Consider the following 25,828-nt stretch of genomic DNA (forward strand, 5'->3'; position numbering starts at 1 on the left):
ATGGAGACAGATACGAAGGAGACTTTGACGATGACTGGAAAATGTCTGGGCAAGGTACATACTATTTTTCAAACGGAAAAATTCTAAAAGGTCAATGGCTTAAAGACAAATACCTAGGTGATGTAACAAATAAATAATACAACAGACTGTATATATAACGTTTTAGAAACTAAAATAATTAGGAACTCTATGGATGCAAACGAAAAGCGCAGACTTTTTATGGAAATGAAAGCGCTAAAGCAAAATAGGCTGAATGAAGAAGTTCGTGAAGATTACACTTCTTCTGTAGATACACAGTCAGGTTCTATTGAAACGATTCAATATGACAATGGTGATAAGTATGTAGGTTATCTTGACTTTAACGGAGAGCCTTCGGGCAAAGGTACATACTATTTTTCTTTTGGGGATAGAATAGAAGCCCTGTGGAAAGCAGGCAAGCCTGTACATGGCACAGAATTCTGTGATGGAGGCAAATACGAAGGAGGCTTTGACGAAAACTTGCGATATTCAGGTCAAGGAACATACTATTTTGAAGATGGAGAAAAACTAGAAGGCACATGGAAAGAAGGCAATCCAGTACATGGAACCTACTACTATACAAATGGAGCCAGATACGAAGGTGACCTTGATGAAGGGAAATGGTCTGGGCAAGGAACTGCGTATTTTGCAGATGGGGAAAGAATTGAAGCTCTGTGGAAAGAAGGCAATCCAGTACATGGAACCTACTACTATGCCAATGGAGACAGATACGAAGGAGACTTTGACGATGACTGGAAAAGGTCTGGGCAAGGTACATCCTATTTTTCAAACACAGGGGCCAAGACAATCCAGTACATGGAACCTACTACTATACAAATGGAGCCAGATACGAAGGAGACTTTGATGAACATTTATATTTGGATAGGTCTGGGCAAGGTACATTCTATTGTTCTAATGGGGATAGACTTGAAGCTCTGTGGAAAGAAGGCAATCCAGTACATGGAACCTACTACTATACAAATGGAGACAGATATGAAGGTGACTTTGATGAAGAATGGCAAAGGTCTGGTCAAGGTACAATGTATTATGCAAATGGAGAAATACGCAGTGGTCTATGGAAAGCAGACAAGCCAGTAGAAGGAAACAGGCACTCTGCAGATGTAAAAACTCGTGAAGACTACACTTCTTCGGCAACGACACAGTCTGGATATAATCAAACACTTCAAGATGACGAACGCCTTGATTTTATAAGAAGCAAACCGCATGTAACAATCGGTACTATCGGTCACATTGGTCACGGTAAGACTACTTTGACTGCAGCTATCTCTGCAACTCTAAGTAAGAGGGGCTTCGGTAATCAGGAAGTCAAGTCATTCGACCAACTTGACAACACTCCTGAGGAGATAGAGCGTGGTATCACTATCAACACCACCCACATCGAGTATGAGACAGCAAAGCGTCACTACGCACACATTGACTGTCCGGGACACGCTGACTATGTAAAGAACATGTTCATTGGTGCTGCTCAGATGGATGGTGCTATCATCGTAGTTGCTGCTACTGATGGTCCTATGCCTCAGACTCGCGAGCACATCCTTTTGGCTCGTCAAGCAAACATACCTCGCTTGGTTGTTTTCTTGAACAAGTGTGATATGATTGACGATGAGGAGATGCTTGATCTCGTTGAGATGGAGATGAAGGATCTTTTGACTACATATGAGTTCGAAGAGGAAACTCCAATCATCCGTGGTTCTGCTCGTGGTGCGCTTAAGGGCGATCCAAAGTGGGAGGACAAGGTTATGGAGCTTATGTATGCTTGCGATATTTGGATTCAGAAGCCAGTTCGTGCAACAAATAAACCATTCTTTATGCCTATTGAGGATTCCTTCTCAATCAACGATCATAGTACGGTTGTTACAGGACGAATTGAGACAGGTGTTATTAGGGTTGGTGATGAGGTTCAGATCTTGGGTCTCGGTATAGACAAGTATGTGGATGTAACAGATCTTGAAATGTTCCATAAAACTCTTGACCATGGTGAAGCTGGCGACAACGCAGGCATTTTGCTTCGTGGCATAAAGAAATCTGAAATTAAGCGTGGCATGGTTATTTGCAAGCCAAACAGTACTAAAGTCTACGATAACTTTAAAGCCAGAATCTACGTATTGAAGAAGGAAGAAGGTGGTCGTCACACTCCATTCAGAGACTGGTATAGTCCTCAGTTCTATCTCCACACAGCAGTCTGTACAGGTGAGATTACTTTGCCAGAAGGCGTTGAGATGGTAATGCCAGGTGATAACGTTGAGATTTATGTTACCTTGACACACCCTGTTGCCTTAAATACAGGTCTTAAATTCGCTATCCGTGAGGGCGGCAGAACTGTTGGCTTTGGTCAAATCACAGCGGTGTATTAAAACAGAGTTTAAACGGCTTTGATGAAGATTGAAATTGCTCTGGTCTAGAAACTTTATATTCTGCAGACGGGGAAAAAATAGAAAGGGTGATGGCTTAAAGGCGAATACCAAGGTTGCTCAGAGACTACATTACAAGCCATATTTAATGATAGTATTTATAAAGTTTTTTACAAAAAATTATGGATGCAAACGAAAAGCGCAGACTTTTTATGGAAATGAAAGCGCTAAAGCAAAATAGGCTGAATGAAGAAGTTCGTGAAAACTACACTTCTTCGACAACCATACAATCTGGATACAATCAAACACTTCAAGATGACGAACGCCTTGATTTTATAAGAAGCAAACCGCATGTAACAATCGGTACTATCGGTCACATTGACCACGGCAAGACTACTTTGACTGCAGCTATCTCTGCAACTCTAAGTAAGAATGGCTTCGGTAATCAGGAAGTCAAGTCATTCGATCAGATTGACAACGCTCCTGAGTTGAAAGAGCGTGGTGTTACTTTCTATACCGCTCACATCGAATATGAGACCGAAAAGCGCCACTATGCACACATAGACTGTCCGGAACACGCAGATTATGTAAAGAACATGGTTACTGGTGCTACTCAGATGGATGGTGCTATCATCGTAGTTGCTGCTACTGATGGTCCTATGCCTCAGACTCGCGAGCAGATCCTTTTGGCTCGTCAGGTAAACATGCCTCGCTTGGTTGTTTTCTTGAACAAGTGTGATATGGTTGACGATGAGGAGATGCTCGAGAGCAGGGAGAGGGAGATTAAGACTCTTTTGACGACATACGGTTTCGAAGAGGATACCCCAATAATCCGCGGTTCTGCCCTTGGTGCACTTATTGGTGTTGCTGAGTGGGAGGACAAGGTAATGGAGCTTATGGACGCTTGCGATACTTGGATTCAGGAGCCGGTTCGTGCTACAGATAAGCCATTCTTGATGCCAGTTGAGGATGTATTCTCAATCACTGGTCGTGGTACTGTTGCTACTGGTCGTATCGAGACAGGTGTTGTTAAGGTAGGTGATGAAGTTCAGATCCTTGGTCTTGGTGAGGATAAGAAGTCAGTTGTAACTGGTGTTGAGATGTTCCGTAAGCTTCTTGACGAAGGTGAGGCTGGTGATAACGTTGGTTTGTTGCTCCGTGGTATTGAGAAGACTGAGATTAAGCGTGGTATGGTTATCACACACCCAGGAGTTATCACTCCACACAAGGGCTTCAAGGCTACAATCTACGTATTGAAGAAGGAAGAGGGTGGTCGTCATACTCCATTCAAGAACAAGTATCGTCCTCAGTTCTATCTCCGTACAATGGACTTTACCGGTGAGATTACTTTGCCAGAAGGCATTGAGATGGTAAATCCGGGTGATAACGTTGAGATTTATGTTGAGTTGGACTACCCTACAGCTTTGAACACAGGTCTTCGTTTCGCTATCCGTGAGGGTGGTAGAATAGTAGGTTCTGGTCAAATCACAGAGGTTTACGATTAGAAAATAACTATGTTGTCACTTGTTTTGCCGCCACTCATGGGTGGTGTTATTGGATACATAACCAACGATATTGCTATCAGAATGTTGTTCCGCCCTCACAAGGCTAAGTATATCTTTGGTGTGCATGTGCCCTTCACTCCCGGAATTATTCCGAAGGAGAAAGGACGCATAGCAAAGGCTATGGGCGACGCCATTAGTCAGAACCTGATGAACAAGGACGTGCTTGAACGCACTTTGCTTTCTGATGAACTTATACAGAAAATGAAGAGCAGCATTGACCAGTTTTGTCAGAAACAATGCCTGAACAAGGAGAGTCTGCGCGCTTTCGTCTCTCGTTATCTTTCCGAAGAGGATGTAAACCAGTTGGTTGGCAGTACGAAGACTGAGTTTGAGAGATTGTTGTCGGATAGTCTGGCCAGTTCAAATTTTGGCGATGATATAGCCCATATTGCGGTAAAGCATGCGCTGGAAAAGGTGGCCGGAAGTTTCTGGGGCACTTTTGGGGCAGACAAGTTGCTGGGACCAATTGCAGCTGTTGCCGAGCCTCGTCTTGCAAAGGAAATCAACAGTATGATTAAGGATAATTCCTCTACAATTATGCATAATCTGGTAGATGAGCAGGGGGAGAAATTCATCAACACTCCGATGTGCGAATTCTTTTTAGGGCACGAAGAACAGATAGAAAATGCAAAAACGGCAATACTTTCTGTTTACCGCACTATTATACTTGAGCATCTTCCGAGAATCCTTGCTACGTTAAACATAAGCCAAATTGTAGAACAGCGCATTAACGAGATGGATATGAATGAGATTGAGCCTATTATTCTCGAGGTGATGAATAAGGAACTGAAGGCTATAGTGTGGTTTGGCGCAGGTCTCGGTACAATTATAGGATGTGCTAACCTAATCTTTTAAATATGGTTGTTTATGCAGACATTAACACTTGAATTTCCTCATAATGCCCGAGCTACATACACGGCAGTGAGGCATCTGTTCGAGATGAAGCACACCAAGTTTTCGAGCGTAAAGTACAACGACGACTTGTTCATCGTTGAGGCTCGGCATGGAGCATGGATTTCGCCATTCTCGGAAAACTTAAAGATGAAGGTTGTTGCAACGGGCAGCCAGACTTGCAAGGTGGTGGTTGAATCATCGTCGCGCACGTTTCTCAACCTTCTGAACTTTGGAGCAAACAAAGGCAACATATCCGATTTGAGCGACTACATTAACAACGAAGTGTACAAACTGTGTCAGCCGGGCGAAATTCCGATGACCCGCCAATCTGACGACCACTCAACCATCAGGATTGTGCCGCCAGACATAAAGTTCAAATGACATTGGCGGCAAACTACTACGAGGTTCGAGCCTCATTAGTTTGCTGTTTCTAAGGCACAATGAAAAAGAACGAGTCAGATGCTATTCGATGCATCTGACTCGTTCAATATTGTATTTCTCGAGATTTTCGTCGGTGACCTCTATGTACAGCAAAAGTTTGTCGAAAGCGATGTAAACCTTGCCACTTTCATTCATTTGCAAACATCCCACCAAATCGTCCATCTGAATTTTGTCGAAGCCTTCGTGTGCAGATTTTGGCACTTTGTAGTATTCGCCTTCATTCTCTGATTCGACATACAGATAGTCTTTGGTTACGGCATACAAGCCGGGCACGAACAGATATTCGTAACGCTTGGAGGTTTTTATAATCTTGCAACTGTCAAGCCACTTGTTGTATTGCGACGTCACGGCTTCGTCGGTACATCTGGTAAGGTTTATCTTATTCTGCCACACCGACGATGGAATAAACTTATGCAGAGGCAACACGCGCGGATGCTGTTCTGGCACATCCGTACTGTACCAAGCGGCATCCTCGTCGGTGAGCGGAAGTCCTTCCAATACACGCACTATAGACTTTGGGTTTTGAATGTAGAAAGTAAGAGAGTCGTCTACGTCTTTAAATACGAACAATGTGTATCTACAGCCTTTAAGACGATTCTCGGCATCCTTGCTCCAATGCGTCATAAAATAACTTCCGCTATTTACCGCACATTCAATCTGCCAGAACTGTGTATTTTTAAGCGTTCCGTCACACTCGTTCCAAAACCCCTCTATGTCCAGTTCCACATAATCTAATTTTAAAGATGCTAAATTAGAATAACTTGAGAAGTTACTGTAGGTATTGAGGATGTCGCTAACATAACAATACAAAGCCATTCTCGACTTGTCCTCTTCTTCGTGTGCCGCCCTTGCTATTGGGCATAGCACTTTTGACCCATCGCCGTTGACAAAATTGTCGAGAATGTTTAACACCTCATCAAACACGCCGTCAAAGTTTGCTACGTCACCATCTTTAGACTCATATCCGGGCAACGCCTTCAGAATAAGCATTATAAGAATAGCCACATTTATGTTTTGTTCCTTAATCTGCTGGTATATTTCAGTCTTCTTTGTCCCTCCCCCATTGTCGGACGGCGGCAGAAAGATGTAGCGCAGAATCTCTTCGACTGTCTTTTGCGGCTGAGACCTGCGCGCAAGGTTGGCACGGTAAAAATCCCATGTCCTTTTGTATTCCCCGATAAAATTGTCGAGCAAAATTGTATTGTGGCTATATGAGTAAACATACATTTGCAAGTCGGCAAAAGCCGCACGTATTTTTTGCGGACTGCTAAAACTGCGTTTTATACCATTGTTGTGGATAGAATGGTTGTCAAGCCAGTCCTCAAGTTCTGCAATCGTATTAAAAATAAGTCTTGTGTTGGCTATTACGGTAAGCCATTCTTCGTATTTTGATAAATTCTGTGCCATAATTATACCGTTATCTGTTGCTGCAAAATTACCAAATACTACGTTTGCAGCGCGTACTTATTGCCTATTTATTTGGTATCTGAACGTAATTTTGTTTAAATCTCGTATCATAAGACTTAATACAAACAAGTAAGCAACAAATAAGCACACGCATTAGAGATTAAATCTTACTTATGGAAACATTTTTCAGCGGTGGAATTCTTGCGTCCCTTCGATACATGCGAACGGAGTTAGAGCAACAAATACATCATAATAATACTGACAATTTTTGAAATTCGGCACAATGTAAGCCCCAAACAAGCGCAGAACATTTCATATCACTAACAGGCAATTGTCAGAAGAAAACATTGCTTTTTGACGCCCATTTTCTTTGATTTGAATCAAAAAGAAACACTAATAATATATTTTATTTACATTTTGTTTCATATTTTCAAAATTTAGTTTATCTTTGCAACATAAACACAACACAAACTATTCATTATGCTATTTTACAAGACCATATACATGACAAGTTTGATATCCAACCAACAATAGGTTATCCGATTCTCTGCAAACAACAGAGAGCGATTTTTCATACGATTTTACCAACAAAATTACAACACCCTAACTTAATTTAGCATTTAAACAGAGAGAGGCAGATAAACACAAATCACAACAACTAAAAAAAGACAAAACTATGAGCATAAGAATAAAAGAACTGACCGAAAGTCGCGACACCGTAAACAAATGGATGGAACGGTATGGCGTACGTTTCGGAGTGTACAAGAACGGTGTATTCAACGAGCAACTGTTTCCTTTCGACCCCGTGCCACGCATCATCGGTAAGGGCGACTGGGCCTATCTGGAGCAAGGACTAAGACAGAGAGTAATGGCGCTGAACCGTTTTCTGTGGGACATCTATCACGAGAAGAAAATAATAAAAGACGGTATCGTGCCCGAGGAATTCGTCTATTCATCGAAAGGCTATCTGCCTGAGTGCGAGGGAATCAGTCCGACGGGCGGCGTATATGCCCACATCGCTGGCATCGACCTCGTTGAAGGCAAGGACGGACAATGGTACGTTCTGGAAGATAATCTGCGCATTCCGAGCGGCGCAAGCTACCCTATGATTGCGCGCAAGATTACTCGCCGCGTAGCACCATCGACCTTCACAGCCCTTGCCGTTGCCGACAACCGCGACTATGCCGACCTTCTGCGCGACATGATGGACGAGATGAACGACAACCGCGGCATATCGGTAATCCTCACCCCGGGTCGCTACAACTCAGCCTACTTCGAGCACTCGTATCTGGCTGAGAAGACTGGAGCAACCCTTGTCTACCCCGGCGAGCTTTTTGTTGAGGACAACATGGTGTACTACACAGGCATAAACAAAGAGCGTACCAGAGTGGGCTGCATTTACCGCCGTGTAAGCGACGAATATATGGACCCGATGATATTCGAGGCTTCGTCGCTCCTTGGCATCCCAAACGTGATGCAGGCTTACAAGGCTGGCAACGTGGCTCTCGTAAATGCCATCGGCAACGGCGTGGCCGACGACAAGGGCATCTACTACTTCGTGCCGAAGATGGTTGAATACTATCTTGACGAAAAGCCTATACTACAGAATGCCCCAACCTATCTGCCTTATTTCAAAGATGACTATGATTTTGTCCTGAAAAACATACGGAGGCTTGTAGTCAAGGATGTGAGCGAGGCTGGCGGCTACGGCGTGGTATTCGGCAAGGATTTGCAAGATGATGAGCTTGAGAAACTGAAGTCGCTCATCATAGAGCAGCCGCGCCGATGGATTGCACAAGAGGTCATCGACTTCAAGGATTTGGAGATTCTGGAGGGCGACGAATTTGTGGAACGCAAAGCCGACTTGCGCGCCTTCGTAATAAGCGGAAAGGAGACGAGGGTGTGGCGCAGCGGTCTGACTCGCTTCTCGCGCAATCCCGACTCGTTCGTGGTGAACTCGTCGCAGGGCGGAGGTTTCAAGGATACTTGGGTAGTGGAGAATTGACAGTTCACAATTCACAATTCACAATTCACAGTTCACAATTCACAGTTCACAATTCACAATTTTAATTGAAAATTGAAAAAACTGAATTCAAAATTCATAATTGCCTTCATAATTAATTAAAAAGACGAGGGATTGAAAAAAATATCCTCTATACTTTAATAACCCTTCATTATAATTTTAAGAGTATGGTTAAAAGCACAATAATATCGGCACACAAGGCTAACAATCTGTTTTGGCTGGGACGTTACGAAGAACGCGTTTACATTACGCTGCATCAGCTGAGCAAATGCTGCGACAAAATGATTGACGGTGAACGGAATGACTATCTGCCTATCTGGCAGAAGCTCGATTCGACGGGCAACTATCAGACTAACGACGAGTTTACCGTTGGCATGATGTACGACGAAACAAATCCGTCATCAATAATGTCGGCACAGACAAGGGCGATGGACAACGCCATTCTGCTGCGAGAGGAGATAATGTCGGAAACTCTCGGCTACCTCGAAATGAGCGTGGCTCTGCTGAAAGAATGTCGTAACAAGCAGGAGATGAACCTCTGCAATCTGCAACCAGTGATAGACTGGTCGCTCGCTTTCTGGGGCGCGGCAGAGCAGCGTCTGCACAACCATGAGGCTCTCTACATCATGATGATGGGACGCAACGTGGAGAATCTTGACATGCTGCTGCGGTTCGACTACGACCATGAGCGCATAGCTCTGGCATACGACTCGCTGAAGCGTTACCTCCGCCACATGCCCGGACTGCTCAACGAAGACATAGAGTGCCAACTTGACGACCTCATTGCAAGCAGACGAACAAAATCGGCCGACACGGAATACAAAAACAATCTGCTGTCTCTGCTTAACCAACTGACCAAAATTTAAACGATGAAACGATATCTGTACAACTATCAGACCATCGTGACATTCAGCGAAGCAGTATCGAGACACGCCGTAATGCTGCGATGCCAGCCTGCAGTAAACGATTTTCAGACTATCGAGCAGGAACACGTTGTGGCATCGCCCGACTACGTTCTTTCTACGGGCACCGACGCCTTTGGCAACCGCATCCTCTTCGGCAGCACAAGAAAGCCACAAACGGTTTTCGCCTACGTCAGCACCGGAATCGTCGCCACGGAAACATATTTGCAGAAGCAATGCGGCGGAAACATCTTTCTCTACCGCCAGCCGTCGCGACTGACAGGTATAAACGAGGCGATGAAGGCTGCGGCAGCAACAGAGCCAGAAATGAAGCCATTGGAGAAGGCTGAAGAACTGTGCCACCGTGTGTACCAGATGATGAAATATCAGCCAGAAACCACCACGGTTGATACACCGGCGAGCGAAGTGTTTGCCAGACAGTGCGGTGTGTGTCAGGACTATGCCCATCTGATGATTGCCTTCTGCCGTGCCAACGACATTCCGGCGCGCTACGTGAACGGATTTCTCGAAGGCACGGGGCAGACGCACGCATGGGTCGAGGTGTTCGACGGCTACGTATGGCAAGGCTTCGACCCTACGCACGACTGCGAACTGATTCAGCAGGGCTACGTTAAACTGGCACACGGACGCGACTCAGCAGACTGTCCCGTGAGCCGCGGAATGTTCTGCGGACAGGCGGTGCAACAGACACAAATCAACGTAACACTACAAGAACTATGATTAAGACTATAGTATCGACAGAGCTGCCCATCGACGAGCAGTTCTGCATCCGCAAAAACGTGATACACAACGGCAAGGACGGACTGCGGTTCTGCATCGTCACAGGCACTCACGGCGACGAGCTGGAGGGTCAGATGGTGTGCTACGAGCTGGCGCGCATCGTGGGCGGACATCAGGATTTGCTCAACGGAACGCTCGAAATCTTCCCTGCCCTCAACCCGTTGGGCATCGACACCATACAGCGTGGCATCCCTAACTTCGACCTCGACATGAACCGCATCTTCCCCGGCGACCCGCACGGCACAATGGCAGAGCAGACGGCGCACGCCATCATCGAGGACATCAAGGGGGCCGACATGGTCATCGACATACACTCAAGCAACCTTTTCCTGCGCGAGACACCACAGGTACGCATCAACGTGCAGGATGCCGAATGGCTTGTGCCTTTTGCCGAGCATCTGGGCATGGACTTTGTGTGGGTTCACGAGGCCGCGACGGTGCTCGAGGCCACGCTGGCACACTCGCTCAACAGCACCGGAACGCCGTGTCTGGTGGTCGAGATGGGCGTCGGCCAGCGCATCAACCACAAGATGTGCCGGCGGCTGGTCGGCGGCATTCTGAACCTGATGCGGCACATGGGCATGTGGCGAGGCGATGTTCTGGACGATGTGCCAAGCCCCATCGTCTGCAAGGGCGACCGCGTGACGTTCCTGAATGCAGAGACATCGGGCGTGTTCCTCACGGAGCTGAAGTGCGGTGTCGGCGTGACCGAAGGACAGACCATCGGACAAATCGTCGACCCTCTGCGCGGCAAGGTACTCAGCACGGTAAAGTCGCCGGTCAACGGATATCTGTTTACCATCCGAGCCTACCCCATCGTCTATGAAGGCTCGCTGATGGCACGAATCTTTAATTCTGAAAAAGTATGAGAGAAGAAACGATATTTGAGATGACATCGTCGTACCGCGATAACTTCCGCATCCGTGGATACCGCTTTGGCGAAGGGGCAAAGACGATTGCCATTGTCGGAGCGATGAGGGGCGACGAGGTGCAGCAGCAGTACATCTGCGCCCAACTTGTAAACCGCCTGACAACCATCGAGCGGCAGGGCGGCATAGTGAAAGGGAAAAGCGTCTTGGTAATTCCGTCGTGCAACCCTTTTTCGATGAACGTGAGCCGACGATTCTGGGCGATGGACAACACCGACATCAACCGCATGTTTCCGGGCTACGACAACGGCGAGACGACGCAACGCATAGCCGCCGCCGTCTTCGATGCACTGAAAGGGTTTGAGTACGGCATACAGCTGGCAAGCTACTACGTTCCGGGAGACTTCGTTCCGCACGTCAGGATGCTGAAAACTGGCTACGAAGATGTTGAGACGGCGCGTCTGTTCGGAATGCGCTATGTAACGACCTACAAGCCGCGCCCGTTCGACACGACGCTGCTCAACTACAACTGGCAGCTGTGGAACACCAAAGCCTTCTCAGTCTATGCCGGAAAAACGGCTCAGGTTGACCAGACCGCGGGAAACGAGAATGTAGATGCCATCCTGCGCATGATGAGCCGCACCCATATCATCGCCACCCGCTTTGGCGGTGCAGCCTTCGAGTCGGAAGCCATCGACGAATCGACGCTCATGCACATCAAGGCGCAACATGCTGGAATCCTGCTTCGGCAGGTAAACGCAGGAAGCCGCGTGCATCGGGGGCAATCGTTGGCAAACATCATCCACCCGTACAATGGGCAGATTCTGAGTGACGTGAAATCGACGGTCGAAGGTACGGTCTTCTTCGCCCACAACCGCCCTGTGGTGCTGCAAAACGCCCTGTTGTTCAAGATTCACGCAATAGACTTATAACGAATAAAGCCTTCTGTAAATTACCGTTTTTTACAGAAGGCTTTATCTTGAATATCTGTTCTGAATGAGATTCGAATTTGCTTAGAATGATGTATAGCTTTGCGGATAAACACCCCACCATACATGAATGTAACAAACGTATTTACAAAAATCCATTGCGACAGATGGGGCACTCATTCAGAGTGCTTGCTATGATGACTTTTTCCGCAGGTCGTTCCAACCTGCGGTTACCGAGAGGAGACGCCTTCAGCGTCTGCAAACATCTGTATTCATATTATTTCCAAAGAGGTTCAAATTCCCATCCATTTGGGAATCCTAGAGCTTTCAAATCAACCTCCGTGAAATCAACGAACAACCAACGAAGCTTGGTGAGCATATCGTTATTAGGAGATATAACATCCAAGAAATACTTGATAATACAAATATTAAAGTATGTTCTCTGAGGATCGACCTGTTGGGTTATCCAAGGTCGGTGAATACGTCTTGGCATCATTGGCAGAATAATATTCTTTTTATTCCATACTCTGGAATGATGGCAGCATGAGTTCCTTACAAGAGTCAATGTCGTAATCCATGATTCAAATACCTTTGGCTGGAGTCCAAATTTGTGAGATATAGCCTTTCTAATTCTATTCTCCTTTAGATTTCGGTACACAATATTAATCGTCCCCATAGTAAGAAGCTCTCCAAGAATCCAAACAGGAGGGTATTGGTTTGTATACTTGTTCTTGAAATGCTGTATAAAATCCTCTGTTGATTTACGGTACTCCATGCCGATACGATTTGCCGTATCGGTAAAGACTTGTAGGTTGGCAAAATGTTCACTATTCATCAACCAGAAATCATCTTTGGACATCTCAGCAGTGATATTCATAACAGCTTCTCTCACAGCTATCTCTATTTTCTCAATCTCATTGAACATAAGCATTCGCAATTTCTTGTCAAAGCGGTATAGCATCATAACCTTTTTGAACGAGGCTCCAATCTTGTACTGATGCTGAGTCTTAGGGCTTTTCAATAGAGGGTACATATATGCCGACAGACGATAATATCCGATATTCTCCAGATAATCCTCAGCCTTATGTTCATCGTTGATTTCCATTCCACGAGACTTCAGTAGTTTTACTAAATCTGCCGAATTTGAATAGGTTTTGGTAAAATTTATTCGTGCCATATCTATAAACAAAAAAGCCCCGCACATTTGAGCATCAGCGAGAGGCTTGGCGGGAACTAACACCGCAAAGATAAGAAGAAACCTACACTAATGCAAACATTTCAGGAAAAATTTATTTATTACACGAACTATGAGTAAAAAACGACAGCCACAAAACAGAAACAAGCACAACAAATACGCTATCTTCTGTGAAGAAATAAGATGGTAGAACTCCTTACTTTTGTTCATTGTCATTCAGCTACAAATCAAAAAAATACTCTGCAAAACTACACAAAAATACCTTTACGACAAAAGTAAGCACATTTCTCTTTTTTCACAAGCAAACAATTATGAATTGTGACTTTCCAAGATTTCCCTCCGCAAAGTTTTGCTTGCCAAAAGACCGTTCATTCCGAAAAAACTTTGTACTTTTGTCGCCACTAAATTCAAGCACAGAAAATGAGTTTTAAGAGAAGCATTGACGATATTAAGACACAGCCACTTAATCACGACAGCGGAACGAAGAAGGTATTGTTCAACTACCAGGATTTCGACACGCCTTGCAGACAGATTAGCGTTGCCACGTTCAACGCAGGCGATGTGTGCGAGGAGCACGTCCATCCCACTCTCGACGAGCATTTTTATTGGGAAGAAGGCGAAGGATTCTTCACGATAAACGACGAGAAAGTGCCATTCACCAAGGGTGATTACATCTACGTTCCAGCCAACACGTCGCACTCCATCAAGTTCGAAAAGACGAGCAGATGTATGTGCATCGGCATTGCCCTCGATTGGAAAAATCCACAAAAATGAGATAAAAAAATTAAACGTAAAAAAATGAAACATTTCGACAGCGACTACATGGAAGGTGCACATCCGCTTGTGATGCAGCGCTTGCTCGAGACAAATTTTGAGCAAACCACCGGATACGGAAGCGACGACTACACGGCAAAGGCAAAGCAACTAATCAGAGAGGCTTGCGGAAACGATGAACTCGACGTTCATCTATTGGTGGGCGGAACACAGACAAACTCTACCGTGATTGACGGCTTGCTGGCGCGTCACGAAGGCGTTTTGGCAGCCACAACGGCACACATCAATGCACACGAATCGGGCGCAATTGAATCGTGCGGACACAAGGTCCTCACCCTTCCGTCACACGACGGAAAGGTCGATGCCGACGAGGTTGAGGACTTCATAACAAACTTCTATGCCGACGAGACATACGAGCACATGGTTGCTCCGGGAATGCTATACATTAGCTTTCCAACCGAGTACGGAACAATCTATTCAAAAGAAGAGCTGACTAAGCTGCACGGCATCTGCCAGAAGCACGATATTCCGCTTTACATCGACGGCGCACGCCTCGGCTACGGCTTGGCTTGCCCTGAGGCCGACATCACGCTGAAGGACATGAAAGACCTCTGCGACATCTTCTACATCGGCGGAACAAAGGTCGGCGCGCTGTTTGGCGAGTGCGTGGTTGCTCGCAAGGGCTTACTAAAGCACTTCTTCCCACTGATAAAGCAGCACGGCGCACTGCTCGCCAAGGGCAGACTGCTCGGCATTCAGTTTGCAACGCTGTTTACCGACAATCTCTACCACAAGATATCGGCTCACGCCATCGACATGGCAATGATTCTGAAGAAAGGCTTCGAGGCGAAAGGCTACAAGCCGTTCATCGACTCTCCTACCAACCAGCAGTTCTTCACTCTACAAAACGAGGTGATTGACAGACTGATGCGTACATCGACATTCGAGATTTGGGGCACGCGAGGCAAGACACACTCAACCGTGCGCTTCGTAACAAGCTGGGCAACAAAGCAAGAGGCTGCTGAACAACTTATCGCAGAGTTGTAAAAGCATAAAAAAGTTCCTAACCGTTTAGCGATTAGGAACTTTTCTTTTATCTCTGTTCTACTTTTATCAGTTCAAGTTCGAAAATGAGTGTTGAGTAACCGGGAATGTCGTCGCACCGTTTCTTGCCATAGCCAAGGTCGTACGGAAGGATTATCTCGAAGCGGTCGCCGGCGCGCATCTTTGTGAGAGCAATCTGCCAGCCCATTATCAGTTCGCGAACAACAAAGCAGGCAGGCAACGAATGTCCGTCCTCGGTTGTGTCGATAACCTTGCCGTCAATCAACTTGCCTGTGTAGTGGACAAACACAATGCTGTTTGTGCGCGGAAAGACCGTTCCGCCAGCACCTTCCTTTATCTTGCGGTAGAGCATTCCGCTCTGATGCTTTGTGTAGATGCCCTCTCCCTCCTTCGTTTTTAGGAAAAGCGCGTTTGCTTCCTTGTATCTCTTGTCTCTTTCGTTCATTGTTTTTCCATTTTATAGCCAAGACGCTTCAGCTCGACGGCTGCGCCTACCTTGTAAAGAACCTTGATGCTTCGGACATAGACGTGAAATGCCATCGGACTTCCCGGCTCAACCTGCTCGTGCCTGATTGTGTCGAGAGATTTCTCGGAGCAGATGCGCACAAGTTCCTCGCAACGGTCGTATTCCTCGCCCTCCATCTGCAAAATATCCTCGCGGATGTGTTCGTCCATGCAGTCGAATCCGCGCACGTCGCGAAACGTCTCGTACAGATTTTGACAGCCCGAATATTTCTCCCACTCGGCATCCCAGCAATGTGCCACAGCCATTCCAACGTACATTGCCCAGCCAAGCGAGACGGTAGGATATTTTTCGAACTCCTTAACGGCATCGCCCATGTATGGCAGAGCAATCTGCTCCCATCGGTTGTCTATATCGGGCGATGATGCAAGAACCTTGTCGGCAACTTGCATAGCCACGCACATCTGCGCTATCTTCTGCATCAGCGCATCTTCATACTTGTCAAGATATTCCTGATTGTCCATTCTTTCTGTACCTGAAAATTATCTGAGCAGTCCAAGTGCCGACAGTTCTTCCTTGCGAAGATTCTTCTCTACCTGCTTAACCAAATCCTCGAGTTCGAAAACCTGCTCTTCGAGTTGATAAAGCGAATTTGCCATACGCTGTCTCTCGGCAACCGACGACGATGCGTAGACAAGCCTCTGCTGCTCGAGTTTCGCACTCATATCCTCAAAGTGTTTCTTGCGAGCCAGCCAGTTGTTTACCGACGTGTAGGCTGAAGGGCTCTTGAAGTCGGACAGATAATAGTAAACATGGTCGTCGTCTACCACAAAGGTAAATTCCTTCTTCGGAATAACGTTCTTCGCCGCCTCACTCTGGTTGCGCACGAAGGCAAGACGCTCAAGAGCCTCATCAACGGCGTCCTTGTCGGTCCAAGTATCCTTCAGACTGTGAAGCATTGCCACCTTCTGGCACTGCTTGCGCTCATCGGGATCGTTGTAGTCGTAAGAAGTTCGCAATCCTTCGGGAATGAAGATGTAGATGCACACCTTTCCCTCGGGCTGATATCGGTCGCTGACAAGCCATCCAAGCTGGTTAACGTCGTCTTCGACATAAAGATATTCGTTAAACTCTGAATTGAACGGATAACCGAGGTTGGCAGGCTCAACAAAACCCGTACCGTCGCCGTTCTCGCGAGTCATGTAAATGTCGTATCCTCCGATGCCTTCGCGACTGTTTGACGAGTAGTACATCTTTGTTCCTTCGGAATTTACAAACGGATAATTGATATCGCAATCTTCCTGAAGTCCACGGCAGATGTGCGATTCTGTCCAACCATCACCCGCCTTGTCGCAGGTAAAAAGCTGAAGATGTCCTGCTTCGTTGCGATACGAATATGTGAGTTTTGTTCCGAATCCGTTAAGGAAAATCATCGCGCCAGTAGAATCGGCTACGTTGAAGAAATGCTGGTACGAGTCGATGGTTCCGTTCTCCTTGTCCATCTTTATCTCGCTTAGGAAAGCCTCCTTGTCGACCACTACACTGTCGATAAACTGCACCTTAGATGTGTTTGGCAGATTGTCGCGCAGTTTTCTCACCTGCTCGCGCAGACGAGCCACAGCCATTGCCTCGTTGCTCTGCTTCTTCTTGTTCAGAAGAATTATCTGCTTGGTGTAATAAGTCTCGGCATCGTCGAGCATCCAGTTGGCACGATAATAGGCAGCCAACTTGGCGCACGACTGGATGTTTCCTTTCATCGCCTGCTTCTTCAGCAGGTTTATCTGTGCTGCCGTCTGAGCCCACGCGCTTCCGGCTACGAGCATCGCAACGGCAAGAAAAGCATATCTTATAATCTTCATCACTATTCTATTTATGAAAAACGGCACAAATTTAACACTTTTTTACGTAAACGGCAAAAATACACAAGTATTGTTTTTTGTCGCGGCTGAATGCCCGGTTTTAGTTGGAAAATGAAAAACTCCGGAGCAACCAACTTTTCTTGCTTCGGAGTTTTCCAGAATTATTTGTAGATTTCGGCAAGTTTCTCGCCGAGTTTCTCGCCCATCAGATTCTTTGCAACAATTGTTCCGTCGGGAGCAACAAGTACGTTCGAAGGGATTGACATGATGCCGTAAGGTTCGGCTGCCACGCACTTCCATTGCTTTAGGTCGGACAGCTGAACCCATTTCATTCCAAGACGTTCAACCGCACCCTTCCAAGCCTCAGCCTTCGAGTCGAACGAGATTCCGATTATCTCCAAGCCTTTAGGATTGTACTTCTCGTAGTTGGCAACCACGTTTGGCATCTCTCTTCGGCACGGACCGCACCACGAAGCCCAGAAGTCGATAAGAACATACTTGCCCTTTCCTATCCACTCGCTGAGTCGATGAACATTTCCGCTGGCATCGGGAATCTCAAGGTCGATGAACTTCTTTCCGGGCATCGACTTCTCATAAGCCTCCTTAACCTTCTTTGGACGGCTCATAACCGAGTTTGCGAAATAAGGAAGCGAAGGGTCGAGCATTTTACAAAGTTCCTCATACTCAACTTCATAGCAAAGTTCGTTCATAAACACTCCGGCAACCACGTTGTTGCGGTTACGGCTCACAATTTCTTTCAGAGTCTTGACGTATTTTGCCTCGTCGTTGTCAGCAATGCTTCCGAGGAGGGCGTTCTCCTTCTTCAGAAGGTCGTTGAGTTTTGTGCCGCTGCTTGCACCGGTTGTAAGGTCTATGCTGATTTTGTCGCCATCAACAATGTACATAGCCGACTTGTAGCCCGACATTCGGCGGCTTTTGCGCGTTGCCAGCACAAGCACCTGATTAGCCTCTGTTGATTTTGACTTGAGCGTAAACGCGCCAGACTTTACGGCAACGCTGTCAATCGTGTTGCCAAGCATATCGTTTACGTAAAGTTTCTTTACGTTAGATTCGCATTTTCCGTTAAGTGTATAACTGTTTTGTGCCATTGCACCAACACTCAGCATTAGTGCAAAGCCGAGCATTTTACCTCTAATTTTCATGTTCATTATTCTGTGTATTAAAATGATTATGCAAAGATATATTTTTCCGTCGAGAAAAACAATGCTTTTTGGCTGATTATAAATTAAAACGGTAATACTTTTAGATATAAAACAACAAAAAAGTATTCGATATCAAAATAACAAATGTTAAAAAATGTTAACTGTGATAAAAATTTAGCACAAATATGTTGCATAACATAAAAATTACAGTATCTTTGCAACGTGTTTTTCATGGTATTAGATTAAAGGTTATAAAAGATGGGTTGTCGGGATGACAACCTTTTTTTTTGCCCTTACCCTAACCTATCATACCAAGGAAATATCGGTGAACCCTCAAATCATCATTCAGTTCGGGATGGAACGAAGTGGCAAGCAGACTACCCTGACGAACAGCCACAATGTTGCCATCGACCTTCGCAAGCACCTTTACGTCCTCGCCCACCTCTACGATAAACGGAGCGCGGATGAATGTCATCGGCACTTTCTCATCTTCGGAAGATGAGATGTCGCCGAAGGATTCTTCGGTATAGAAACTGCCGAGCTGACGGCCGTAGGCGTTTCTGCGCACAACCACGTTCATGGCAGCATCACCAAGAAACGATTCAGAATCGTTGCCCTCAATCTTCTTTGACAAGAGAATCATTCCGGCGCATGTTCCAAAAGTAGGAAGTCCGCCGGCAATTGCGCTGCGGATAGGCTCAACAAGATTCTCATCGCGCATGATGCGTTTCATTGCCGTACTCTCTCCGCCCGGAATGATGAGTCCCTTCGGCTCGTCGCGACCGATAAAATCCTGCCAGTCGGGCAGATTGCGAATAAGAATAGAGTCGGCACCTAATTTTTGGAGCATCTGCTGATGTTCAGCAAATGCTCCCTGTAATGCTAATATTGCAATAATCATATTACTTACCTCTTTCTGCCATCAGCAACTCAATCTCACTCTCGTTGATGCCAACCATAGCCTCGCCAAGATCCTCGCTCAACTCGGCAATGACCTTAGGATTGTTGTAGTTTGTAACAGCCTTTACGATTGCCTGAGCACGCTTTACCGGGTCGCCGCTCTTGAAGATACCGCTACCAACAAAAACGCCCTCAGCACCGAGTTGCATCATCAGAGCCGCATCGGCTGGAGTTGCAACGCCGCCGGCTGCGAAGTTTACGACTGGAAGCTTGCCGTTCTTGTGAACGAAATCTACCAAATCGTAAGGCACGCGGAGTTGCTTTGCTGCCTCGTAAAGTTCGTCCTCGCTCATTGAGACAAGGCGACGAATTTCGCTCTGCATCATGCGCATGTGGCGAACAGCCTGAATAACATCGCCCGTGCCCGGCTCGCCCTTTGTACGAATCATTGTAGCACCTTCGTTGATTCGGCGCAATGCCTCGCCAAGATCCTTAGCACCGCAAACGAAAGGCACTTTGAACTTGCGCTTGTCAATGTGATAAACATCATCTGCCGGACTGAGCACCTCGCTCTCGTCGATATAGTCAATCTCAATGGCCTCAAGAATCTGAGCCTCAACAAAATGACCGATACGGCACTTTGCCATGACTGGGATTGAGACAGCCTCTTGAATACCCTTAATCATCTTAGGGTCGCTCATACGGCTAACGCCGCCTGCTGCGCGAATATCTGCCGGAATACGCTCCAATGCCATTACTGCACAAGCACCAGCCTCCTCGGCAATGCGAGCCTGCTCTGGGGTTGTTACATCCATGATGACGCCGCCCTTGAGCATCTGCGCCAAATTACGATTTAGTTCTACTCTGTTTTCCATTTTGCGTTTTATTTTCTTTTGTTTGAAATTTGTGGTGCAAAATAAAATTCGTTTGCGCAAAACGACAAAATTCTGTTCCGAAAAGAGAAAACAATAAGCCGAAACAAACAAAAAAACATCTGGAAAATTTCCGTAGAAACAATCAAGATGCTTTCTTTTTGTCAGATTTTCAGTAGTCTTTACGGACTTGTGTTGGCGATTTTCCGCAATTATTACGGAAGAACTTGCTGAACATTGCCTGAGACGAGAAGCCGAGGTTGTCGGAAATCTCCTGAATGGTGAGGCGCGAGTTTTCGAGAAGCGTCACAGCCTCGTGCATTATATATTCGGCAATAATCTGCTTTGGCGACTTGCCCACAGCCTTATCCGTAACTTGACAGAGGTAACGCGTTGTTATCGAGAGTCTTCCGGCATAGAAAGCTACATCGTGAGCCGACTTGTAATTCTCGGCAATTATCGACATAAAACGGTTGTAGATGTCGGCAGGACGCGCCAGACGACTTTCTGCCGTTACCGAATAAACCACCTGACTGTGAACATAGGCATGGGCATTTGCCACCGCCTGAAAAACATCGTCGCCCATAGCCATGCGCGTTGCCACCGCCGTAGAGAATACTCCGGCAACGCCGTGCTTCTGCCAGCCTTCGGTGTTGTGCGACGAGAAGAAACGCTTCTGCCCCTCGGCATAGAGAATGGCGGTGAGCATTCCCTCGGTCTGATGTCCGCCACGGAGCATCACGGCTTGCGCACCCATTTCGACGAGCATCTCGGCGGCACGTACCATATCGTCGTTTGTGGCAACGGTCATGCCGAGAAGAAGTTCTGCCTCGCTACACTTCAGTATGAGCAGGGAAGCCTCGGGAATGAGGTTCGACTTCCATGCCTCGATGGCGGCATCGCTGAGCAGACGCTCGCCATGCGACGACAAGATTCCCGGCACGAGAACAATCTTCCGGCAGCCGATAATCTCGTTTCGCAAAACCCTTACAGTCTCGGCATCGCGCACCATTCCAACCTTCACGGCTCGCGGATGCACATCGTTGAACACCGCCTTTGTCTGCCCAGCCACCATGCTTGCCGGAAGGTCGTGGATGCTCTGAATCCCGTAGGCATCCTGAACGGTTATCGAAGTAATTGCCGTGACGGCACGCGCTCCGAGAGCCGAGATTGTGCGTATGTCTGCCTGAACTCCGGCAAAGCCCGTATTGTCCGAGCCTGTAACGCTCATAACTGGTATATTCTGCTTCATTCCGCGAAGATACATTTTTTTTGCGCCACATCACCAAAAAAGAGTTCCGTTTTTAACAAATATACTGCGGAAAAATCTTTCCTTTCAGCATTTTTCTGAATCCACGTGGCTTATGTGCGCTTTTTTTCATAATTTTGCCTGCTTATTATGAATAAAATGGACGAACAGAAAAAATTGTCGGAGGAGTACAAACTCACCAAGCGCATCCGCACGCATTTTCAGAAAGGATTGGTGCAATATTCGCTCATCGACGAGGGCGACAAGATACTTATTGCGCTTTCGGGCGGAAAGGACTCGCTGGCTCTGCTCGAACTGTTTGCCGAGCGCAGCAAGGTTCTGAAACCGCGCTTCACGGTAGAGGCGGCACACGTTGTGATGACCAACATAAAGTACGAAAGCGACCACAAATATCTTGAGGAGTTTGCGGCGAGCCACGGCGTAAAACTTCACATCGTGGAGACATCTTTCGACTCCACAACCGACAATCGGAAGTCGCCATGCTTTCTCTGTTCGTGGAACCGACGCAAAGCCCTCTTCACGCTCGCAAAAGAACTGGGCTGCAATAAGATAGCGCTCGGCCATCATCAGGACGACATTCTGCAAACGATGCTGATGAACATCACCTTTCAAGGAGCATTCAGCACCATGCCGCCGAAACTTGTGATGAGGAAATTCGACATGACGATTATCCGTCCGATGTGCCTCGTTCACGAAGCCGACCTGAAAAGGCTCGCAGAACTTCACGGCTATCGGAAACTGATAAAGAACTGTCCTTACGAAACCGATTCGCACCGCTCTGACATCAAGCAGATTTTTGCGCAGTTAGAGCAGATGAATCCGGAGGCGAGATACAGTCTGTGGAACTCGATGAACAACATACAGACAGAACTTCTACCGCAGGCAAAAAACAATTAAACACCCATTTTTTTGATTATGATTACGGAAGATACGATATGCGCCATTGCCACCGCCCGCGGAGGTGCCATAGGCGTTGTGAGAGTTTCGGGAACAGAGGCGATTAGCATTGCCGACAAGATATTCAGAGGCAGAAAGACGCTTGCTGAGACAAAGGCGAACAGCGTTATATTCGGCAATATTGTCGATGCCGAACAGAATATCGTCGATGAAGTGTTGGTGAGCGTCTTCCGTGCGCCGCACTCTTACACGGGCGAGGATTCGGTTGAAATTTCGTGCCACGGAAGCGACTACATTCTGCAAACCGTGATACAACTCCTCATAGCCAACGGAGCGCGCACCGCCAAGGCTGGCGAATACACGAAACGCGCCTTTCTGAGCGGAAAGATGGACTTGAGTCAGGCCGAAGCCGTTGCCGACCTCATAGCCTCATCGTCGGCAAGCACGCACCGATTGGCTCTGAACCAGATGCGCGGCGGATTCAGCAAAGAACTTGCGCAGCTGCGCGAGAAACTTTTGAAAATCACGTCGTTGCTTGAACTTGAACTCGACTTCAGCGAAGAGGATGTTGAGTTTGCCGACCGCATCGAACTTCGAAATCTGGCGGCAACAATCGAGGACCGCATCAGCTATCTTACATCATCATTCAAACTCGGAAATGCCATAAAGAACGGCGTTCCGGTGGCAATCATCGGTGAGACGAATGCCGGCAAGAGCACACTTCTGAACCGACTGCTTAACGAGGAACGCGCCATCGTGAGCAACATTCACGGAACAACGCGCGACGTGATAGAGGAAACTCTGAATATCGACGGAACGATATTCCGCTTCATCGACACAGCCGGAATCCGTCAGACAACCGACGAGATTGAGCGCATAGGCATTGAGCGCAGTTTTCAGAAGATGGACAAGGCTGAAATCGTGCTCTGGCTAATAGATTCTACGACTTTCGCCGGAACAGACAACGAGGCGATGGGGGACATCGCGCGCCATTGCAGGGACAAGAAACTTGCCGTCCTGCTCAACAAGTCGGATTCAGCCACAGAAAATGCCGTTGCGCAATGTGCCGACACAATACGCCGCACTCTTGGCGATGGCATCGACATAATGTCAATCAGCGCGCTCGAAAACAGCGGCATAGAGGAACTGAAGCAATGGCTGGTGGCTAAGGCATCAATCCCGCAAGTGAACGAGAGCGACATAATAGTGACAAACCTGCGCCACTACGAGGTGCTGTGCAAGGCTGGCGAGAGCATCGCCAAGGTGCGCACCGCCCTCGACCTCAACATTCCCGGCGACCTTGTTGCCGAAGACTTGAACGAGACAATCAACATCCTCGGCGAAATAACAGGCCAGATTTCAAACGACGAGGTACTTGGCAATATCTTCAAGAATTTCTGCGTGGGAAAGTAGATTTTGCGTGGGAAAGTAGATTCTGCGTGGGAAAGTAGATTCTGCAACTAAAAAAATGTATATATCAGCCAAATCAGCACAATAGTTTACATTTGCATAGCCGAACTTACAAATTCGGCTAATTTTGTCATAACAAGTCATTTTTCCTCTGAAACACATCGAGTTTCAAGTCGAAATTAGTATATTTGCAACTAATAACATATTATCATTAAATAAAAGATACCGCACATTATGGATAATATATTATCAGTATTAAACAACTATACACTTGACAATGCCGATGATATAGCCAAGGCTCTTGCCGATGACTTTCGCAAGCGACGTATAGAGAAGAATCTGACACGCGAGCAAGTGGCAGAGAAATCGGGCGTGGCTTTGAGCAACCTCGTGAGGTTTGAGCAGAAAGGACTCATTTCCCTGAAGAACCTTATCGGTCTTGCCATGGCAATGGACTACACATCAGAAGTGAAGAACATCTTTGCAGAACCAAAGTATTCCACCATGGAAGAACTGACACAAATTCGCAAAAACATGGGTAAGACCAGAGCGCACAAGGCTCAACAATAAGAACTGGAATTATGAAAAAGATAGACAGACTGACCGTAAAGTATCACAATGATGTTGTCGGAGTTATTTCTCTTACTCCCGACGACAAGCGGCTTGCCTTTGAATATGATTCTCTCTGGCTTGCCGAAGGATTCAGTATTTCTCCATTGGAGTTGCCATTGAAAAGCGGTCTCTTCCTTGCAAAGCCGACACCGCTATACGGCAATTTCGGAATCTTTGAGGACAGTCTGCCAGATGGCTATGGGCGCTACCTACTGCACAAGGCACTGCTACGCGAGGGTGTTGACGACAGAAATCTTTCTGCCATCGACCGACTCAGCATCGTGGGCAACAGCGGCATGGGCGCATTGACTTACGAACCCGAGACCATTATCACAAAGGAAAACGGAATAAAGGATTTTGACCTACTCCAAGAGAAAGCCTTGGAAGTTCTAAAAGAGCAGCAGGACTCAGACGCTGGTCTCTTGCTCTATAACAGTGGAAATAGCGGAGGATGCCGTCCGAAAGCCATTTTTTCAGACGATGAAGGTCATTGGCTTGTCAAGTTCCGACATACTTACGATCCTCAAGATATGGGACAGCAAGAATACCACTACAACGAGGTTGCAAGAAAGTGTGGCATTGATGTTCCAGATTTTAAGTTAGTAAACGGAAAATACTTTGCTACACGCCGTTTTGACATGACTGCGGATGGCGAACGAATTCATACTGCCACAGCCGGAGGTTTGCTCTGTCTATCACTCTCAGAACCCGTACTCGATTATGGCAATCTGTTGGCATTGACAGGGTATCTAACCCAGAACCCAAAATATGTTGAGGAAATGTATCGTCGCATGGTTTTCAATTACCTCACAGACAACAAGGACGACCATTGCAAGAACTTCAGTTTCCTTGTCCGCAAAGATGCTAATGGCAAATATGTTTGGCATCTTGCACCTGCATACGATCTAACACTCTGCACGGAAGGATATAACGGGCAACATGCTACGTCAGTCAATCAGACAGGCTACCCTACTCTTCAAGATTTCATAGCAGTCGGTACGAAAATCAAGACGAATGAAAAACGATGCCGAGAAATCTTTGACGAGGTTTATCAGAACTGCGGAGATTTGTTGCTGTACAAACAAATTGTGGTCAGATGAATGGATAGTTCTATCAGAAGAAGCAGT

General features: G+C 46.8%; 25 protein-coding genes. 16 read left to right on the top strand and 9 right to left on the bottom strand.

The genetic code is table 11. From position 1 onward, the window contains the following. Window positions 1–189: 189 nt before the first annotated feature. The 5 genes from T538_RS17660 (at window position 190) to T538_RS0106915 (ending at window position 5,230) form a co-directional block, all read left to right on the top strand. Window positions 190–1,116, top strand: coding sequence for an MORN repeat-containing protein (locus T538_RS17660; RefSeq protein WP_051655934.1), 927 nt, complete (start codon window positions 190–192; stop codon window positions 1,114–1,116). Then, complete coding sequence (gene tuf / locus T538_RS0106900; RefSeq protein ID WP_081834894.1) at window positions 1,059–2,393, top strand: elongation factor Tu; 1,335 nt, start codon at window positions 1,059–1,061, stop codon at window positions 2,391–2,393. The genes T538_RS17660 and tuf (T538_RS0106900) overlap by 58 nt, the downstream gene beginning before the upstream one ends. 179 nt (window positions 2,394–2,572) lie before the next feature. Continuing rightward, window positions 2,573–3,895 carry an elongation factor Tu gene (tuf, locus tag T538_RS0106905; RefSeq protein ID WP_231497078.1) on the top strand — a complete coding sequence of 441 codons (1,323 nt, stop codon included), beginning with the start codon at window positions 2,573–2,575 and terminating at the stop codon, window positions 3,893–3,895. A 9-nt stretch (window positions 3,896–3,904) separates the two neighbouring features. Beyond that, a complete protein-coding gene (locus T538_RS0106910; protein ID WP_031532838.1) occupies window positions 3,905–4,810 on the top strand; it encodes a DUF445 domain-containing protein in 906 nt (301 codons plus the stop codon). Between the two features lie 12 nt (window positions 4,811–4,822). Continuing rightward, a complete protein-coding gene (locus tag T538_RS0106915) occupies window positions 4,823–5,230 on the top strand; it encodes a hypothetical protein (RefSeq protein ID WP_031540944.1) in 408 nt (135 codons plus the stop codon). Between the two features lie 81 nt (window positions 5,231–5,311). On the opposite strand, the gene T538_RS0106920 is transcribed toward T538_RS0106915, so the two are convergent. Continuing rightward, window positions 5,312–6,697 (bottom strand): hypothetical protein, encoded by a 1,386-nt coding sequence (locus T538_RS0106920; protein ID WP_031532840.1) that lies wholly within the window; start codon window positions 6,695–6,697, stop codon window positions 5,312–5,314. A 676-nt stretch (window positions 6,698–7,373) separates the two neighbouring features. Here T538_RS0106920 and T538_RS0106925 point away from each other — a divergent pair. The 5 genes from T538_RS0106925 (at window position 7,374) to T538_RS0106945 (ending at window position 12,224) form a co-directional block, all read left to right on the top strand. Next, complete coding sequence (locus T538_RS0106925) at window positions 7,374–8,702, top strand: circularly permuted type 2 ATP-grasp protein (protein ID WP_031532841.1); 1,329 nt, start codon at window positions 7,374–7,376, stop codon at window positions 8,700–8,702. Between the two features lie 185 nt (window positions 8,703–8,887). Continuing rightward, the gene (locus T538_RS0106930; protein WP_031532842.1) at window positions 8,888–9,586 is read left to right on the top strand and encodes an alpha-E domain-containing protein; all 699 of its coding nucleotides are present in this window, start codon (window positions 8,888–8,890) and stop codon (window positions 9,584–9,586) included. A 3-nt stretch (window positions 9,587–9,589) separates the two neighbouring features. Then, window positions 9,590–10,363, top strand: a complete 774-nt coding sequence (locus tag T538_RS0106935; RefSeq protein WP_031532843.1) for a transglutaminase family protein — start codon at window positions 9,590–9,592, stop codon at window positions 10,361–10,363. Beyond that, complete coding sequence (locus T538_RS0106940) at window positions 10,360–11,292, top strand: M14 family metallopeptidase (protein ID WP_031532845.1); 933 nt, start codon at window positions 10,360–10,362, stop codon at window positions 11,290–11,292. Before T538_RS0106935 ends, T538_RS0106940 begins: the two co-directional genes overlap by 4 nt. Next, window positions 11,289–12,224 (top strand): M14 family metallopeptidase, encoded by a 936-nt coding sequence (locus T538_RS0106945; RefSeq protein WP_031532846.1) that lies wholly within the window; start codon window positions 11,289–11,291, stop codon window positions 12,222–12,224. Before T538_RS0106940 ends, T538_RS0106945 begins: the two co-directional genes overlap by 4 nt. 274 nt (window positions 12,225–12,498) lie before the next feature. Here the strand turns inward: T538_RS0106945 and T538_RS0106950 are convergent, their stop codons facing one another. Further along, a complete protein-coding gene (locus tag T538_RS0106950) occupies window positions 12,499–13,398 on the bottom strand; it encodes an Abi family protein (RefSeq protein ID WP_031532848.1) in 900 nt (299 codons plus the stop codon). Window positions 13,399–13,836: 438 nt separating this feature from the next. On the opposite strand from T538_RS0106950, the gene T538_RS0106955 reads away from it, so the two are divergent. Continuing rightward, window positions 13,837–14,190: a cupin domain-containing protein gene (locus T538_RS0106955; protein WP_051655935.1), complete on the top strand. Its 354-nt coding sequence runs from the start codon at window positions 13,837–13,839 to the stop codon at window positions 14,188–14,190. A 24-nt stretch (window positions 14,191–14,214) separates the two neighbouring features. Continuing rightward, on the top strand, window positions 14,215–15,237 hold the full coding sequence (locus T538_RS0106960; protein WP_031532851.1) for a threonine aldolase family protein: 1,023 nt from the start codon (window positions 14,215–14,217) through the stop codon (window positions 15,235–15,237). 46 nt (window positions 15,238–15,283) lie between these two features. Here the strand turns inward: T538_RS0106960 and T538_RS0106965 are convergent, their stop codons facing one another. The 7 genes from T538_RS0106965 to T538_RS0107000 all read right to left on the bottom strand — a co-directional run bounded on the left by T538_RS0106965 (window position 15,284) and on the right by T538_RS0107000 (window position 21,764). Continuing rightward, a complete protein-coding gene (locus tag T538_RS0106965) occupies window positions 15,284–15,700 on the bottom strand; it encodes an FKBP-type peptidyl-prolyl cis-trans isomerase (RefSeq protein WP_031532852.1) in 417 nt (138 codons plus the stop codon). Then, a complete protein-coding gene (locus T538_RS0106970) occupies window positions 15,697–16,242 on the bottom strand; it encodes a hypothetical protein (protein ID WP_031532853.1) in 546 nt (181 codons plus the stop codon). The genes T538_RS0106965 and T538_RS0106970 overlap by 4 nt, the downstream gene beginning before the upstream one ends. Window positions 16,243–16,260: 18 nt before the next feature. After that, entirely contained in the window at window positions 16,261–17,577 is a 1,317-nt protein-coding gene (locus tag T538_RS0106975) for a hypothetical protein (RefSeq protein WP_031540946.1), read from the bottom strand. 161 nt (window positions 17,578–17,738) lie between these two features. Beyond that, on the bottom strand, window positions 17,739–18,746 hold the full coding sequence (locus T538_RS17665) for a TlpA disulfide reductase family protein (protein ID WP_051655936.1): 1,008 nt from the start codon (window positions 18,744–18,746) through the stop codon (window positions 17,739–17,741). A gap of 292 nt (window positions 18,747–19,038) precedes the next feature. Next, a complete protein-coding gene (pdxT, locus tag T538_RS0106985; protein ID WP_031532857.1) occupies window positions 19,039–19,641 on the bottom strand; it encodes a pyridoxal 5'-phosphate synthase glutaminase subunit PdxT in 603 nt (200 codons plus the stop codon). 1 nt (window position 19,642) lies between these two features. Beyond that, complete coding sequence (gene pdxS / locus T538_RS0106990) at window positions 19,643–20,515, bottom strand: pyridoxal 5'-phosphate synthase lyase subunit PdxS (RefSeq protein ID WP_031532859.1); 873 nt, start codon at window positions 20,513–20,515, stop codon at window positions 19,643–19,645. A 169-nt stretch (window positions 20,516–20,684) separates the two neighbouring features. Next, complete coding sequence (locus tag T538_RS0107000) at window positions 20,685–21,764, bottom strand: bifunctional hydroxymethylpyrimidine kinase/phosphomethylpyrimidine kinase (RefSeq protein WP_031532860.1); 1,080 nt, start codon at window positions 21,762–21,764, stop codon at window positions 20,685–20,687. Window positions 21,765–21,920: 156 nt separating this feature from the next. Here T538_RS0107000 and T538_RS0107005 point away from each other — a divergent pair, with 156 nt between their 5' ends. The 4 genes from T538_RS0107005 to T538_RS0107020 all read left to right on the top strand — a co-directional run bounded on the left by T538_RS0107005 (window position 21,921) and on the right by T538_RS0107020 (window position 25,801). Further along, entirely contained in the window at window positions 21,921–22,679 is a 759-nt protein-coding gene (locus T538_RS0107005) for a PP-loop family protein (RefSeq protein WP_031532862.1), read from the top strand. A gap of 21 nt (window positions 22,680–22,700) precedes the next feature. Next, window positions 22,701–24,092 carry a tRNA uridine-5-carboxymethylaminomethyl(34) synthesis GTPase MnmE gene (gene mnmE / locus T538_RS0107010; RefSeq protein ID WP_031532864.1) on the top strand — a complete coding sequence of 464 codons (1,392 nt, stop codon included), beginning with the start codon at window positions 22,701–22,703 and terminating at the stop codon, window positions 24,090–24,092. Window positions 24,093–24,323: 231 nt separating this feature from the next. Continuing rightward, complete coding sequence (locus tag T538_RS0107015) at window positions 24,324–24,659, top strand: helix-turn-helix domain-containing protein (RefSeq protein WP_031532866.1); 336 nt, start codon at window positions 24,324–24,326, stop codon at window positions 24,657–24,659. 11 nt (window positions 24,660–24,670) lie between these two features. After that, complete coding sequence (locus T538_RS0107020) at window positions 24,671–25,801, top strand: type II toxin-antitoxin system HipA family toxin (RefSeq protein ID WP_031532867.1); 1,131 nt, start codon at window positions 24,671–24,673, stop codon at window positions 25,799–25,801. Window positions 25,802–25,828: the final 27 nt, after the last annotated feature.

Origin of the sequence: Bacteroides sp. Ga6A2 (assembly GCF_000702225.1) — a bacterium.
Classification (GTDB): domain Bacteria; phylum Bacteroidota; class Bacteroidia; order Bacteroidales; family Bacteroidaceae; genus Ga6A1.

What these genes read in the sequence shown, in the direction of transcription:
- T538_RS0106935 (WP_031532843.1), top strand. Translation starts at nt 9,590, where the DNA reads ATGAAACGATATCTGTACAACTATCAGACCATCGTGACATTCAGCGAA.
- T538_RS0107005 (WP_031532862.1), top strand. Translation starts at nt 21,921, where the DNA reads ATGGACGAACAGAAAAAATTGTCGGAGGAGTACAAACTCACCAAGCGC.
- T538_RS0106920 (WP_031532840.1), bottom strand. Translation starts at nt 6,697, where the DNA reads ATGGCACAGAATTTATCAAAATACGAAGAATGGCTTACCGTAATAGCC.
- T538_RS0106975 (WP_031540946.1), bottom strand. Translation starts at nt 17,577, where the DNA reads ATGAAGATTATAAGATATGCTTTTCTTGCCGTTGCGATGCTCGTAGCC.
- T538_RS17665 (WP_051655936.1), bottom strand. Translation starts at nt 18,746, where the DNA reads ATGAACATGAAAATTAGAGGTAAAATGCTCGGCTTTGCACTAATGCTG.
- T538_RS0107000 (WP_031532860.1), bottom strand. Translation starts at nt 21,764, where the DNA reads ATGAAGCAGAATATACCAGTTATGAGCGTTACAGGCTCGGACAATACG.
- tuf (WP_231497078.1), top strand. Translation starts at nt 2,573, where the DNA reads ATGGATGCAAACGAAAAGCGCAGACTTTTTATGGAAATGAAAGCGCTA.
- T538_RS0106965 (WP_031532852.1), bottom strand. Translation starts at nt 15,700, where the DNA reads ATGAACGAAAGAGACAAGAGATACAAGGAAGCAAACGCGCTTTTCCTA.
- T538_RS0106930 (WP_031532842.1), top strand. Translation starts at nt 8,888, where the DNA reads ATGGTTAAAAGCACAATAATATCGGCACACAAGGCTAACAATCTGTTT.
- pdxS (WP_031532859.1), bottom strand. Translation starts at nt 20,515, where the DNA reads ATGGAAAACAGAGTAGAACTAAATCGTAATTTGGCGCAGATGCTCAAG.
- T538_RS0106950 (WP_031532848.1), bottom strand. Translation starts at nt 13,398, where the DNA reads ATGGCACGAATAAATTTTACCAAAACCTATTCAAATTCGGCAGATTTA.
- T538_RS0106955 (WP_051655935.1), top strand. Translation starts at nt 13,837, where the DNA reads ATGAGTTTTAAGAGAAGCATTGACGATATTAAGACACAGCCACTTAAT.
- pdxT (WP_031532857.1), bottom strand. Translation starts at nt 19,641, where the DNA reads ATGATTATTGCAATATTAGCATTACAGGGAGCATTTGCTGAACATCAG.
- T538_RS0106915 (WP_031540944.1), top strand. Translation starts at nt 4,823, where the DNA reads ATGCAGACATTAACACTTGAATTTCCTCATAATGCCCGAGCTACATAC.
- T538_RS0107020 (WP_031532867.1), top strand. Translation starts at nt 24,671, where the DNA reads ATGAAAAAGATAGACAGACTGACCGTAAAGTATCACAATGATGTTGTC.
- T538_RS0107015 (WP_031532866.1), top strand. Translation starts at nt 24,324, where the DNA reads ATGGATAATATATTATCAGTATTAAACAACTATACACTTGACAATGCC.
- T538_RS0106945 (WP_031532846.1), top strand. Translation starts at nt 11,289, where the DNA reads ATGAGAGAAGAAACGATATTTGAGATGACATCGTCGTACCGCGATAAC.
- T538_RS0106910 (WP_031532838.1), top strand. Translation starts at nt 3,905, where the DNA reads ATGTTGTCACTTGTTTTGCCGCCACTCATGGGTGGTGTTATTGGATAC.
- tuf (WP_081834894.1), top strand. Translation starts at nt 1,059, where the DNA reads ATGTATTATGCAAATGGAGAAATACGCAGTGGTCTATGGAAAGCAGAC.
- T538_RS0106970 (WP_031532853.1), bottom strand. Translation starts at nt 16,242, where the DNA reads ATGGACAATCAGGAATATCTTGACAAGTATGAAGATGCGCTGATGCAG.
- T538_RS0106960 (WP_031532851.1), top strand. Translation starts at nt 14,215, where the DNA reads ATGAAACATTTCGACAGCGACTACATGGAAGGTGCACATCCGCTTGTG.
- T538_RS0106925 (WP_031532841.1), top strand. Translation starts at nt 7,374, where the DNA reads ATGAGCATAAGAATAAAAGAACTGACCGAAAGTCGCGACACCGTAAAC.
- T538_RS0106940 (WP_031532845.1), top strand. Translation starts at nt 10,360, where the DNA reads ATGATTAAGACTATAGTATCGACAGAGCTGCCCATCGACGAGCAGTTC.
- T538_RS17660 (WP_051655934.1), top strand. Translation starts at nt 190, where the DNA reads ATGGATGCAAACGAAAAGCGCAGACTTTTTATGGAAATGAAAGCGCTA.